Below are 13,755 nucleotides of genomic sequence, written 5' to 3'. Positions count from 1 at the left end.
GTCCTCTAACTGCACATCTGTCACCGCGTATTCTGCACTAGCCATCTGAGAAGCTATGAACCTGTTCCAAATAAGCGTGTACAGCCTAAGGTTATCCCCGGATATAAGCTGCTTAGCTGTTTCTGGATCGTTTTCGGGATAGGTGGGCCTTATCGCTTCATGAGCATCCTGAATCTTTTTGCCCTTCCCGGCGGACCGAACAGGGCCAACGTATTCCTTTCCAAATTTGCTAGTGACAATCTCTACAGCCTTTTCTCTGGCCATACTCGAAATCCTCGTAGAGTCAGTTCTCATATATGTTATAAAGGCTATCTGGCCCTTATCAGTCTCTATTCCCTCATATAGTTGCTGAGCAATCTTCATCGTCTTGCTTGCACTCCACCCCAGTTCGCCAATCGCTCCTTGCTGAAGAGTCGATGTAATGAAAGGCATCGGAGCACTTCTTTTAGAAGTGCGCTTTCTGACTTCTTTTACATGAAGATTGGATTTTGAGAGTTCGTGTATTATCTCGTCTCTCTTTTCTTCACTTGTTACAGATTTGTTGTTAAACTTCTTGCCATCAATTTGCGAAAGAGAGAATCGATCTTCGCCGACCTGGGCAAAGATTTTGAAGAATTTATGTGGTACGAAGACAGCGATCTTCTTCTCAAGCTCGACCATGAACTTCAAGGCTACAGACTGAACTCTTCCGGCACTCAATCCCTTTGTCATGGTTCTCCAGAGAATTGGACTGATCTTATAACCCACAATTCTGTCGAGAACTCTCCTGGCCACCTGAGCTTCGACTTTCGACATATCTATCTCTCTCGGATCCAGTATTGCACTTTTTATTGCCGATTCAGTAATCTCATTGAAGACTATTCTATTCTTTTCGTTTTGAGGAAGACCCAGAAGCTCGGAAATGTGCCACGCGATTGCCTCGCCTTCGCGGTCAAGGTCAGAAGCAAGAAAGACTTTCTTGCCTTTGGATTTCCTTGCAAGTTCTTGAACTACCTTCTCCTTACCTTTCAAAACCTCATATGTCGGTTCAAAGGTATCGGGATTCAATCCCAAATTTGATTCCGGCAGATCTCTAACGTGTCCCTTGGAGGCGGTAACTTCGTAGTTCTTCCCTAAGTATCTACCAATTGTCTTCGCCTTTGCTGGCGATTCAACGATTACAAGCTTGTCTGGCAAGATATCACTCCTACTTCTTCAGTCGCCCGATCTTCGATTCTTCATGAATACTCTTCTATTTAGGAACCGGTCATAGTTGCTCCAGGAAGACGTAGAACCATTGAACTCTCTTTCTTCTATCTCTCGAAACTGAGCAACCTTCGAATCCAGATCATCGGCCATGTGAAGTACAATTGCTTCTGTCGTTTTTGGAATAACGGGAGAACCCCACTCCATCTCTCCATGATGAGAAAGAAGAAGATGCTTGATCTCTGTTTGAAGATAACGAGGAAAACCTTGAATCTTAGAAATGGTTCTGCCGATCATCTCTATGCCCATTGCGATATGCCCTACCAGTTCACCGTCATTGGTTCTGTCAATTCCTGACGGAGTGACAGCGTATTCGTAGACTTTGCCAACATCATGCAGTAAGGCGCCGGCTATCAAGAGATCTTTGTCTACAGATTCGCTGTACTTCATTGCGAAAAAGCCGCACAGTTCTGCAACTGACATTGTGTGTTCCAGAAGGCCTCCCTTGTACGCATGATGAACCTTCGACGCAGCAGGTGAGATTATGAATTTCTCGATGAACTTCTTGTCGTTCTCAAACATTTCCTTAAGCAGAGTCCTGATGTGCTGTTCGCTGATATTGTTGATAAGACTGAGAAGATCATCGTACATCTGAGGGATATCCTTAGTTGTTACAGCCATAAACCTTTCGGGATCATACTGTCCAATTCCGAGAACCTGAATCCCTTCCGAATCAAGGTTGAGCTGCTGCCTGTCTTCATAAACAACTACACGAGCCGAAACCCTAATAACAGCTCCCTGTTCCAAAGCACTGTCGTTCTGTTCAGCATTGAACCAATCTATAGCCCTAATAGCACCCGTTTTATCTGAGAGAGTGAGAAGCAAGAACTTCTTCCCATCTCGAGCTTCCTGAATTCTCTTCGAATGCACTTTGTAGACAGATAGAACGGAACTTCCCGGACGCAGATCTGAAACAAAGGGAAAGCCGTCCTTGTTGCTCTTATCCTGATCGGCATTTATCTGATTCAAAATCTCATTTCCAATAATATCGCGGAGTTTCATCAATTTTCTCCTTTCCGATAGATCCTTGGAACTCTTGAAGAGATCGAGCAGACAACCTCGTAGTTGATGGTGCCGCAAAGATCCGCCATCTCCTCTGCTGTGATTCTCTCCCCTTCCTGAGAACCAATGATAACCACTTCATCTCCTACGGAGATCTTTCTCTCTATATGAGAGACATCGACCACAAACTGATCCATGCAAACCCTACCTAGAACCCTGCATCTCTTGCCCGCAATGATAACATAACCCTTGTTTGATAGCAGTCGGCTGTAACCATCGGCATAACCAACCGGAATGGTTGCCACCAGCATATCGCGGTTGGCAAGGAAGGTCCTGCCATAACTAACCGAATAACCGGCATGTATCTCCTTCAAATAGGAGATGCAAGTCTTCCACTCTAGTATTGGTATGAGGTTATTATCAACAATAATCGAGGGCTGCAGGCCATAGGTAGCAATTCCCGCTCTCACACAGTCGTATCTCGAGTTATCGAGAAAAATAGTCCCGGCGCTGTTGGATATGTGAGTTTCGAAGCCGTCGAGTGGTATTTCCCCTAAACCAGCCAAAAATCTGTCAAAAGAATCTTGCTGCTCAGACACAAAATCACTCTCTTTCTCATCTGCAGTAGCAAAATGCGTGTATGCGCCCGTGATTCTAATTCCCTTCGAGATGGCCGATTCAAATAACCTCAACGAGTCCTCCCACTCCATGCCGAGACGCCTCATTCCTGTGTCTACAACAATATGAAAGTCGGGGAGCGGCACTTCGAGGTCAACGATTTCTTCAAGCTGACCAAATGAGCAAAGAGTCAGAGTCAAGCCGAATTTCCCGGCGATAGGAATTTCGTCTCTGTCAACATAGTTCAGTACAAGAATCGGCAGATCGACCCCACCTTCTCGAATCTTGATGCCTTCTTCAAGAAAAGCAACTGCTAGCCGCTCAATGCCGATATCCCGCGCGGCCCTCGATAACTCGACTGCGCCGTGACCGTAGGCGTCAGCTTTTACAACAACCATCAGCTTCGCCGGAGATGCTTTCCTTGACAAATAAAGAAGATTCTGCTTATAAGCAGACAGATCGATCAAAGCGAAGGTCTTTCGACTGTTCATAACATACCTTCTTAGCGAAAAAAAGCGCGCCTCGCGCGCTCCAGCTATATTGCTCTCGTCACTTTTCCAGCTTTGAGGCACTTCACACAAACTCTTACTCTTTTTACCTCACCGTCAATCATGACACGTACCTTATGAACATTTGGCTTCCACCAGCGCTTGGTTTTTTTATTTGAGTGGGAGACCATATTTCCTGTAGTTGGTGCCTTTCCACAAATTTCGCAAACCTTGGACATGAGTCGTGTCCTCCTCTCAATTTACAATACACTTCATTATAGTAAAGAAAGACCAGCTTTTCAACTCGACAGGTTCCGATTCCGAAATGAATGTCATTGACTTTCGTGTCCAAGGCAAGCATAATCTTGTTTAATGAAGAGAAATCTGGTAATTGTATTGTCTATAGTGTTTATGGTGGCAACCGTATATTTCTATTTAAGACCGGGCGCGCCCAGGTTTGCAGTCGGAAGCGACAAATTTCTCCATTTCGTCGGTTTTTTCTTCGGTGGACTTCTCTTTCTGCTTTGTTCGAAGATTGAAGTCAAAGGGCTAATAAGAATTTCGTTTTTCTTGTTCCTCGTTATAGGTCCAACTGTCCTAGAGTATCTGCAGATTCTATCTCCATACAGACATTTCGATGCAGTCGACATTGCTTTCAATTATTTGGGTTGGATGATTCCCGTGCTCATCTTCTCATTCATCTGGCGCTCGAAGCTCTTTTCATAAGACAAAACTTCTCACCCATAACTGGACAGAGTCTAATTATTCCTTCTTCAAAGGAAGTTTCTAGATTCATTTATCTTCAGGTCGTGATGATATACTTTTTTTGACCATGTTATGGGAGGTGTTTTGTTTGGTCGATAAGAACTTATGGAGTTCGGGGTCTCTGATTATCCTACTCCTTTTTATTTCATGGCTTTCTCCTTCAACTACTCTAGCAGATTCGTGGACCATGGACGAACTCCACTATGTCTCCCTTGATGCCACGACATCGGGATTTTCAGGGTTGATAGTTGGTACAGAGAATAATTCCGACCTCTTAATTATGAGAGAAGGCACTCTCCAGAGGTTCATGCTGGCCGGACTTGACATTCCCCAATACGATTCGTCAAAGCTCTACAGCAGAAGGCTTCTGTCCTTCTTGAGAAGTACGATTGGGCTTCAAGCCACGGTTCAAAGTGCCTCCTCGTCAAGAGGTTCTGCTGCTTACATCTGGATTCAATTTGATGGAGAATCCTATTTGATTCAGTCGATCATTGTTTCCAGCGGGCTCGCATGTGCAGTCGGTGAAGGAGAAATCGATCTGTCCAGTGCGGAAGAGTACGCCTCCGAAAAAGCTCTCGGCGTTTGGAACGAAGAGCCGGAGATAGTTGAAGCGAGAATCCAGGAAGATGTTCAGCCGACGAAAGCAAATGAATCGCTCCAGAATCATTCGCTGCTTGACGCAAAATTGACCATATCTGAAATAGAAATTTTCGAGAGCGGTGAGTATGCGATCATTGTTCTCACTGCCTCAGAGGGTGGGCGTTTCGACGGCTCATCATTATCAGTTGTCTCCAGATCGGAGAATAGTCTGGATGAAGATCTTTTTCTCTTTGCATCTGAAGATGTTCTGGAAGTCCAGGATCAGCTTGAAATATTCGTTACACTCGATCGTTCCCGTCAAGTTACGTTTGACTACGACTATCTTTGGGAAAGCTACATTGATCCCAGAGGCGGTTATCTCAGAATCAGAGATCGAGATGGAAGCGAGACTCTTTTCGAATATGGATATGACAGAAGGATAAGTGGCTTCATTGTAACCCCACTGGATTAAGGGAGGCTTTATAATGAAAAGGGTGTTGTTCTTCTTGTTCATCATCTTCGGAACAACGATTTTTGCTTTTACGGGAGAAAGTATGGGAAAAAACGCAGTAGATTATGATGCAGGAACTGTAATAATTATCCATTATCACAGATACGACGAAAACTATGATGGCTGGAATCTCTGGATTTGGCCCGATAAGCCGAAAAGTATGGATGGAAAATCATTTGCTTTCGACAAGACAGATGACTTTGGAGTTTCAGCGACTGTCAAGCTGGATGAAATACACTCTAGAGTCGGTTTCATAGTGAGACTCAGAGAGTGGGAAAAGAAAGACGTTACTGCCGATAGATTTGTCGACATCCCCGAATCAGGAGTGGCCGAGATTTGGGTGATCGAAGGCGAAGAAGAGTTTCTGATCAGTCCAGAGAAGATAGATCTTACACCGAGAGTGAAGATCGCCTTTTTGGATTCACTGAGTGAGATATTTGCATCTCTCTCGGCTCCGGTAGACACCAAAATAGTAACTCCTGAAGTTTTTGTGAATGGTTCTCTCATTGAGATTGAATCCTTTGAGAAGGCAGATCCAACTGATGTGTCTGTCACAAACTACGTAAAAATAACGCTGGCAGAGCCACTTCCTGCAGAATATGTTAGCGGAGAGCTTTCTCTGAATATAGAAGGGTTCCTTCCAAGTGAGATTATTGTCAGGAAGGCGCTTGATGACCCGCAATTCTTCTATGGAAACCGACTCGGAGCAATTTACTCAGAGAGCGAGACCGTCTTCAGAGTCTGGTCGCCGGTATCTTCTTCAGCGTCGGTGCTTCTATTTGAAGACCTCTATTCCGATGGTTACGTTGAGATTCCAATGAGCAGAGGAGAGAACGGAGTATGGGAAGCGGCAGTTGAAGGAGATCTGCATCTTAAAGCCTACATATACAGGTTTTTTTCCTACGGTAAGGAAAGAAACACAGTAGATATTTACTCACAAGCGGTAACAAGAAACAGTGAGAGATCAGTCGTAATAGATCCTGATAGGGTTGCTTTCGATGGTTGGAACGATCATGAAGTGCCGCTATTGGAGAATCCGGAGAATGCAATAATATACGAGATTCATGTTGGAGACATGACCTCCGACCCTGATACAACTGTGGAGTATAAGGGCAAATATCTCGGACTCGCAGAAACGGGCAGGTCAGGCCCTGAGGGAGTGTCTGTCGGACTGGATCACATTGCTGAACTTGGCGTGACTCATGTACACATAATGCCCTTTAACGACATTCACTATATCAACGAGGGAGAAGAGGGACAGTATGGTTGGGGCTATGATCCTTATCTGTATATGGTACCTGAGGGACATTACAGTATCGATCCGTCCGATCCTCTGAGCAGGATAATCGAGTCTAAGATAATGATAAAGAAATTCCATGAAAATGGTATCAGAGTCATTCTCGACACTGTATTCAATCACACGGCGACAACTGGTTCCTCTTCACCCTTTGATCAGACAGTTCCCTATTACTACTACAGGACAGACAGAACTGGAGCTTATTTGAACGGAACAGGAGTCGGTAATGAGATAGCTACCGAAAGGCCGATGATGAGAAAGCATATTCTCGATACTCTGAAAATGTGGGTCAGTGAATATAGAATCGATGGGTTCAGATTCGACCTTATGGGTCTAATAGACAGAGAAACAGTTCTTGCAATAGACCGTGAACTTCACGCTGTCGATGAATCGATTCTCCTCTATGGCGAGCCATGGGGAGGATGGGGAGCGACTATCACTTTTGGAAAGGGCGATCAGAAGGGAACCGGGGTAAGCGTGTTCAACGATAACCTCAGGGACGCTATCCGAGGTAGTGTTTTCGATGAGAAGGTGAAGGGCTTTGCCCTTGGAAGCAGGGCAAAAGAGCGTAGGATAATGCGCGGTATCGTGGGTAGCATCGAATACAGTAACGAAATAAAGGACTTCGCTGATGATCCGGCAGAGACTATAAACTACGTTTCTGCCCACGATAATCAGACCTTGTGGGACAAGAATAGTGCTGCGATGCCGGATGCCCCCAGAGATCTTCTCCTAAGTGCGCAGAAGCTCTCAAATGCAATAGTTATTCTTTCACAGGGAATTCCTTTCCTTCACGGTGGAGTAGATTTCGCACGTACGAAGTACGGCAACGAAAACAGCTATAACGCCGGAGTTGAGATAAACAAGATGGATTATTCAAGGAAGGCTGAGTTCATTGATCTTTTCACCTATTACAAGGATCTAATAGCTCTAAGAAAAAACCATCCAGCCTTCAGGATGACTTCATCAGAGCAGATCAGCAACAACCTGACCTTCCTTGACGCGCCGAGAAACATGGTGGCGTTCACCATAAATGGAAAGTCGGTAGGCGATTCTTGGGAGGAGATACTAGTAATCTTCAACGGCAATCTAGAACCTTCTGAGATAACCCTCCCTGACGATAGTTGGAATCTTGCATCAGACGGAGTCAGAGTCTCGGATGCTCCGCTTGAAAGGCTCTCAGGTAAAGTGACACTTGAACCAATATCCACCTATGTCTTCTTCAAGTAAGCCCGGAGGTGAGGTATGTACAGCTGTAAGATAATCAGAATACTTGAGTCTGGTTTTTTCGATGAGATCGCTGAATCGATAGAGATCTCAAAAAGGATTCTCGAAGATCATGGTTTTACGTACGCAGGTTCTACTGATGTTGACCCAGTGATGAGCGATCTTAAAGAGGCAATATATGCCGATTCCTGTTCAAATGACATAGTTCTCGTTCTTGGAGGAACGGGACTTTACAGGGAAGACATAGGACCCGAAGTTGTCTTGTCTCTTGTGGATAAAAGGGCGACAGGAATTGAGACGGCAATGCTTAGGAATGCAATAGTTGCCGACCCTTCTCTTTGCCTATATCGGGTTGGAGCAGGCACAATTGGAGATTCAATAGTACTCTCTGTTCCCGGTTATCACGAAACCGTTCATTATTACCTGGAATCCGTTCTAAACTATTTGAAACCTTTTTTCGATGGACTCAGAACATCGGAGAGAATTCAGAATAGAAATAGCTAGTTGAACTGCAGATATCTTCGCGACCGGAAAGTTCATTCTTTAACAAAGAGATTGGCAATGTTTGGAGGCGAAATATCCATCATGTCTCTCAGAAATGGAGCAGTGAATCTGGATGATGTTTTCTAATCTAAGCGGAAAGTATGTTTCTGTGGAAGGAGTAATAGGAGTCGGTAAGACAACCCTTGTTAAAACCCTCTCTCGAAAATATACTATGCCAACTGTACTGGAAGTTGTCGAAGAAAATCCATTTCTAATTCGTTTCTATGAAGATATGGAAAGATGGGCTTTTCAAACCCAGCTCTTCTTCTTGATAAGTAGGTTTGATCAGCAGTCGAACGTCAGGAAGGCGGCTTCGCAGGGACAGGGAGTAGTCTCTGATTATGCCTTTATTAAGGATCATTTGTTTGCATCCCTTAACCTCAAGGGAGAGCAACTCAGACTGTATGAGAAGATCTTTAATGCTTTGAAAGAGCAGGTTCTTCATCCAGACCTTATAGTGTATCTATACGCTGATGTCGATACCCTGATGAATAGAATTGCTCTTAGAGATAGACCATTTGAGAGAAGAATGGACAGGACCTATATCTCGATGTTAAGCGATGCTTATGAGAATTACATGAAAGACGTGACCGAAAGCCAGGTTCTGAGAATTGATACTTCGAACATCGATTTTGTGAGAAATCCAGAAGATCTCAAAAAGGTTTTTGAGAGAATTGAGGCGATCTTATGATATTGGGAATATGCGGAAACATCGGAGCTGGGAAATCATCTCTCACTAATCTGCTGGAGGAGGAACTTGGGTTCAGAGGGGTATACGAAGCCGTTGATGAAAACCCTTTTCTTGAAGACTTCTACTCGGATATGAAGAGCTGGGCATTTCATTCGCAGCTGTTCTTTCTTGTCAAACGCTTTGATTTTCTAAAGAGGGTCGTGACGGAGGGTGCGGTGATTTTACAGGACAGAACGATATACGAAGATGTGGAAATATTCGCCCGCAATTTACAGCTGATGGGCTACATAAATGAAAGAGACTGGAGACTCTATCTTGACACCTATGAGACACTCTCGGACCACCTTTCAACTCCAGACGGAATTGTGTATATTAAGTGCTCGAAGAGTGTGCTGTTGAACAGGATAAAAAAGAGGGGCCGAGGCTTTGAGAGCGATGTAAGCGAAGACTACATTGAAAGACTCAACGGATTGTACGATGACTGGATAGAGAGAGTTGCATTTTGCAGAAAACTAATCATTGACGGTGACAGGTACGATTTCATAGAAAGCGCTCAGGATAGAGCCGATGTCCTTCACCTGATCTCGAGATTCACGGCAGAACTAATGGCGGGAGTACAGTCTAGGTTGTTTTCCAGATAGACTGAACTGAAGAGACATCGATGTATTCGATTCCAGCAGCTGAGCAAACACCGTCCATGCTCATGTCGTTTCCGATCATAACACAGTTTCTTGCCTCAAGGCCGTTGATCTCCAAGATCTCATGATAGTATCTCACATCGGGCTTCACGTAATGGGAGTTTTCCATGGTCGTCACGTAGTCCGAGAGTCCCTTCTCCACTCCAACCCACTCAAGTCTTTTGTTGATAGCCTTTTCCGGAAAAATTGGGTTCGTTGCGATGATAATTCCCTTCCCGGTCTGCCTCAAGTCTTTCAACACCTTTACTACGTTCTCGCGGGGTGCTACTAACTCTTCCAACTTGTTGTACTCACCGTCATAAAACTCATTGAAAAACTCTTCAAACCAATTCCGATCATGCTCGCCCATCGATTCCACAAACCTCTCCATAAAAAGGTCATAATTACTCTTGAAGCTGTCTCTATCACCGAAAAGAGCTTTGAGTGCGATCTCCAAAGCAGCCATAAGTTTTTCTATGACAACCCTCCCTTCTGCCGAGCTGGAAACAAGTTGAAAATACCGCCTTGCAAAATCCTCATCAGAAACAGCGCTTAGTGTGCCGTCAAGATCAAACAAATATGTGATACGTTCTTTCACCAAAACACTCCCATCACAAATGAATTGTCCCCGTTATCCTTCCCATGGAGATCTTTCTTGCTGCACGAACCGAAGTCGCGAACTGAATTTGACACTTGCTCTAAGAATATCACGCGCGATCAAATACTTCCAGTCAAGGCCAATCAACCAACTGGCAATGAACAAGCCTGAAGTACCAATTATCACCATAGGTGGATCGAAATTCTAACATTCAGATTAGGGTTCGACTTCTCTTATCTTCTGCAGCAACCGTCTCTGGAATGATTTGCGAAAAGTTTTGGCTTTGGCGCTCTTGATCAAACTATCATTACCATGAAAGCGTTTATTCTACTAGAATTAGTTTTAGCGAAGACTTCAGTGACGTGGGTTTCTGAGAGGATGTGTAACAAATGTTACCGATAAAATCGGTCAATTTTGGTAGAGTTATAGTGAATATGGGAGGTGTTCATATGGGAAGGAAGATTACTGATAGTGTAACTTGGGTCGGCAAGATTGACTGGGAACTAAAAAAGTTTCACGGAGAAGATTATTCGACTCACAGAGGGTCAAGTTACAACTCTTACCTAATAAGGGACGAGAAGACAGCCCTGATCGATACAGTATGGGCACCCTTTGCAGAGGAGTTTGTGGAGGACCTGAAGAGAGTCGAAAATCTTGCGGAGATTGACTACGTGATTGCGAATCATGGAGAGATTGATCACAGCGGTGGTCTTACGGCATTGATGAGAGAGATTCCAAACATCCCGATTTACTGTACGGAGAACGCAAAAAAATCTCTTAGGGGGCAGTTTCATGAAGATTGGAATTTTGTCACGGTAAAAACGGGGGACACCTTGAGGCTCGGCAAGAAAACACTTACCTTCGTGGAAGCACCGATGCTTCACTGGCCAGATTCGATGTTTGAGTACCTGGATGGTGACGCGATCCTTTTCAGCAATGACGCGTTTGGGCAACACTATGCCACGGAACTCCTATATAACGATCTTGTAGACCAGGCCGAACTTTATCAGGAAGCGATCAAGTATTACGCTAATATTCTCACTCCTTTCAGCAGGCTCGTTGTAAAAAAGATAGAAGAAGTCCTGTCCTTCAATCTCCCACTTAACATGATCTGCCCAAGTCACGGAGTAATCTGGAGAAAAGATCCAGTCCAAATAGTGGAGAATTACATGAAATGGGCAAACAATTACCAGGAAGACCAAGTCACCATTGTCTACGATACAATGTGGGAAGGCACTAGAAAGATGGCCGAAGCTATTGCTGAAGGCATTGGCAAAGCGAGCATCGGCACTCCAGTCAAACTATACAACGCGGGAAAGATGGACAAGAACGACATTGTGACAGAGATATTTAGGTCAAAGGCCGTTCTGTTTGGCTCTCCAACCGTGAACAAGGGAATTCTCGCACCTCTGTCAGGCATGCTTCATGAAGTGAAAGGTCTAGCTTTTAAGAACAAGAAAGCGGCTGTGTTCGGTACATACGGTTGGAGCGGTGAGTCAATAGATGTTCTGGGCAAAATGGTGGAAGAAGCGGGATTTGAGATCATACAACCCGGTTTGAAGAAACTTTGGTCACCAGATGATCTCAGCCTTAACGACTGCAGAGAATTCGGAAAGGCTTTTGCTTCGAAGCTTCAAGCAAACTAAATTCCAAGAAGTCTACCTAATAAAAGAAAGGTATCCTCTTCCAGGAGGTAGTAGGATTTCTTCAATGCTACCTCCTGGTAGGTTTTCAGAAAGGCAACAGTATCACCAACAACCGAAATAAGTCGTTCCCTACCCAGCTCTTTCTCAATTTCCGTAGCCATTTTCATTCCTACCGGAGCAAGATTTCCGATGCTGAACCAGCTTCTCTGCATTATCAAACCGGCCTCGTTATCGGAGATGTTATTCTGTGCGAGATTAAGAAAGACCTCCTGAAGCATTTCAAGATGCTTCTCAAACTCTCCCATAATCTTTGCTCTAGATAGTGCAACGCGTTCCATCGCAGGAATCTTTGACGCATCACTCACAAGATTCGCGATTCCTTCGCACTCCATACTTACAAATCTGTAAGCTAATTGGTCAAGAGGTGTCTCGTCAAACTCGAGTCTTTCTCTGGTAATAGAATTTCTTGCTATGTGATGAGCTTCATGAGCCATTACTTCTTCGATAGCCTCTATGCCAACATCAAGAGCAAAAACCGGATCGAAGTAAACGCCTCTGTGATCTGCATTGGCATTGTATGGCATTGGAATGAAGTAGACATTCAGCCCTCCGAACGATACCCCCTTTGGAAGATACTGTTCGGCCATTGAGATAGCCTTTGATCTGATCTGTTCTTCATCTCTCTTGATAAGATCAAAGAAGGCTCTTAGCTCAGGTTCCCTCTCTCTGATCTTCTCGACATAGTAGATCAGCTCCGTGCAGTCCTTAGAAAGACCAGAAAGATCCTCTCTTCCAGAAAAAGCAGCAATCAGACATTCTTCTACCTCTGAATCACGAATGCGGAACTGCCCAAACATCTTTGCAAGCGGCGAATCAAAGATTCTGATCGCTTTCTCTTCGTAAGAACCATTTCTGGAATCAAGCAAGTCTATTAGGGCAAAAATCTCTCCTGTATGAAGCCAGCTCATCTGGACCACCCCACGTAGCTATCTACTTAAGCAAGAGATATTATATCATCAAATAATGAAGGAAGATGAGAATTCTCAATCCACATTTAGACTTCTGTATACCTGAAGCAGTATACAAGATGATCGTTCACTAAGCCGGCTGCCTGCATTAAGGCATAGACGATTGTTGGTCCAACAAAACTAAAGCCCTTCTCTTTTAGAGCGTGAGAGATCTGATGAGCTTTTTTACTAACAGCTGGGATTTCTGAGAGACTAGTCCAGGAATTCACTACCTGCTTGTAATCAACAAAACTCCAGATGAATCTATCGAATGAGCCAAATTCCACTTCAATTTGAAGGAATTCCCTTGCGTTGTTAATAGCCGATTCTAACTTTCTTCGATTTCTGATTATTCCGGAATCTGCCATTAGTTTCTCAATTTCATTCTCATCAAACTTTGCAACAATACGAGGGTCAAAGCCTGCAAAGGCCCCCCTGTAACTTTCTCTCTTTTTCAGCACTGTGAGCCAACTGAGACCGGCCTGAGCTCCTTCCAGAACAAGAAACTCAAACCACTTCTTGTCTTCATGAACAGGAACACCCCACTCAGTATCGTGGTATTTGATGTATAAGTCATCCACTTCAGCCCAGGGGCACCGCATTTTAGCCGTCACAATTCTTCACTCCACGGAGTTCGTGATTTTTCCGATTTCGAAGAATCGTTTCGCTGCTTCACTGAAAAAGCAGTTGATTGACGATGGGATTCACAAAGCAAATTATTGGAGTCCTTCCCGGTTCAAAAAAAACGACACGTCTTCTATCTGCTCCATCCTTCCGAATCGAATATCTCTTGAACAACCGCTTTTGCCTGCTCATAAGATTTCGTTCTAGGATCTCTTAGAAGAAGCTCGACGATAAGAT

The 13,755-nt window shown here is 44.3% G+C and carries 14 protein-coding genes; 7 read left to right on the top strand and 7 right to left on the bottom strand.

What is annotated here, in order from left to right:
• The 4 genes from topA to rpmB form a co-directional block, all read right to left on the bottom strand.
• Nucleotides 1–1,176 (bottom strand): type I DNA topoisomerase (topA, locus tag ENN47_08730; protein HDP78250.1); only part of this gene is annotated, 1,176 nt, incomplete at its 3' end.
• Nucleotides 1,177–1,194: 18 nt separating this feature from the next.
• Nucleotides 1,195–2,247, bottom strand: a complete 1,053-nt coding sequence (locus tag ENN47_08725) for an HD domain-containing protein (GenBank protein HDP78249.1) — start codon at nucleotides 2,245–2,247, stop codon at nucleotides 1,195–1,197.
• Nucleotides 2,247–3,356, bottom strand: a complete 1,110-nt coding sequence (alr, locus tag ENN47_08720; GenBank protein ID HDP78248.1) for an alanine racemase — start codon at nucleotides 3,354–3,356, stop codon at nucleotides 2,247–2,249. Before alr ends, ENN47_08725 begins: the two co-directional genes overlap by 1 nt.
• A gap of 44 nt (nucleotides 3,357–3,400) precedes the next feature.
• Nucleotides 3,401–3,592: a 50S ribosomal protein L28 gene (gene rpmB, locus ENN47_08715; GenBank protein HDP78247.1), complete on the bottom strand. Its 192-nt coding sequence runs from the start codon at nucleotides 3,590–3,592 to the stop codon at nucleotides 3,401–3,403.
• 133 nt (nucleotides 3,593–3,725) lie between these two features.
• Here rpmB and ENN47_08710 point away from each other — a divergent pair, with 133 nt between their 5' ends.
• From ENN47_08710 to ENN47_08685, 6 genes are all read left to right on the top strand, one after another.
• On the top strand, nucleotides 3,726–4,079 hold the full coding sequence (locus ENN47_08710; GenBank protein ID HDP78246.1) for an antibiotic resistance protein VanZ: 354 nt from the start codon (nucleotides 3,726–3,728) through the stop codon (nucleotides 4,077–4,079).
• A gap of 106 nt (nucleotides 4,080–4,185) precedes the next feature.
• Entirely contained in the window at nucleotides 4,186–5,169 is a 984-nt protein-coding gene (locus ENN47_08705; protein HDP78245.1) for a hypothetical protein, read from the top strand.
• A gap of 13 nt (nucleotides 5,170–5,182) precedes the next feature.
• Nucleotides 5,183–7,735: a type I pullulanase gene (gene pulA / locus ENN47_08700; GenBank protein ID HDP78244.1), complete on the top strand. Its 2,553-nt coding sequence runs from the start codon at nucleotides 5,183–5,185 to the stop codon at nucleotides 7,733–7,735.
• Nucleotides 7,736–7,750: 15 nt separating this feature from the next.
• The gene (locus ENN47_08695) at nucleotides 7,751–8,236 is read left to right on the top strand and encodes a molybdopterin-binding protein (protein HDP78243.1); all 486 of its coding nucleotides are present in this window, start codon (nucleotides 7,751–7,753) and stop codon (nucleotides 8,234–8,236) included.
• A 112-nt stretch (nucleotides 8,237–8,348) separates the two neighbouring features.
• On the top strand, nucleotides 8,349–8,966 hold the full coding sequence (locus ENN47_08690) for a deoxynucleoside kinase (protein HDP78242.1): 618 nt from the start codon (nucleotides 8,349–8,351) through the stop codon (nucleotides 8,964–8,966).
• Complete coding sequence (locus ENN47_08685; GenBank protein ID HDP78241.1) at nucleotides 8,963–9,607, top strand: deoxynucleoside kinase; 645 nt, start codon at nucleotides 8,963–8,965, stop codon at nucleotides 9,605–9,607. Before ENN47_08690 ends, ENN47_08685 begins: the two co-directional genes overlap by 4 nt.
• Here ENN47_08685 and ENN47_08680 read toward each other — a convergent pair.
• A complete protein-coding gene (locus tag ENN47_08680; GenBank protein ID HDP78240.1) occupies nucleotides 9,588–10,241 on the bottom strand; it encodes an HAD family hydrolase in 654 nt (217 codons plus the stop codon). The genes ENN47_08685 and ENN47_08680 overlap by 20 nt on opposite strands.
• A 449-nt stretch (nucleotides 10,242–10,690) precedes the next feature.
• Between ENN47_08680 and ENN47_08675 the strand changes: the two genes are divergently transcribed.
• Nucleotides 10,691–11,887: an anaerobic nitric oxide reductase flavorubredoxin gene (locus tag ENN47_08675; protein HDP78239.1), complete on the top strand. Its 1,197-nt coding sequence runs from the start codon at nucleotides 10,691–10,693 to the stop codon at nucleotides 11,885–11,887.
• On the opposite strand, the gene ENN47_08670 is transcribed toward ENN47_08675, so the two are convergent.
• Both ENN47_08670 and ENN47_08665 read right to left on the bottom strand, forming a co-directional pair.
• Nucleotides 11,884–12,855 (bottom strand): hypothetical protein, encoded by a 972-nt coding sequence (locus ENN47_08670; protein ID HDP78238.1) that lies wholly within the window; start codon nucleotides 12,853–12,855, stop codon nucleotides 11,884–11,886. The two genes, ENN47_08675 and ENN47_08670, sit on opposite strands and share 4 nt — an antisense overlap.
• Nucleotides 12,856–12,941: 86 nt before the next feature.
• On the bottom strand, nucleotides 12,942–13,496 hold the full coding sequence (locus ENN47_08665; protein ID HDP78237.1) for a DNA-3-methyladenine glycosylase I: 555 nt from the start codon (nucleotides 13,494–13,496) through the stop codon (nucleotides 12,942–12,944).
• Nucleotides 13,497–13,755: the final 259 nt, after the last annotated feature.

It is taken from the genome of Mesotoga infera (assembly GCA_011045915.1).
GTDB lineage: Bacteria > Thermotogota > Thermotogae > Petrotogales > Kosmotogaceae > Mesotoga > Mesotoga infera_D.
Note: the sequence above shows the minus strand (reverse complement) of the source record. Positions and strands in the feature narration are given on the sequence as shown.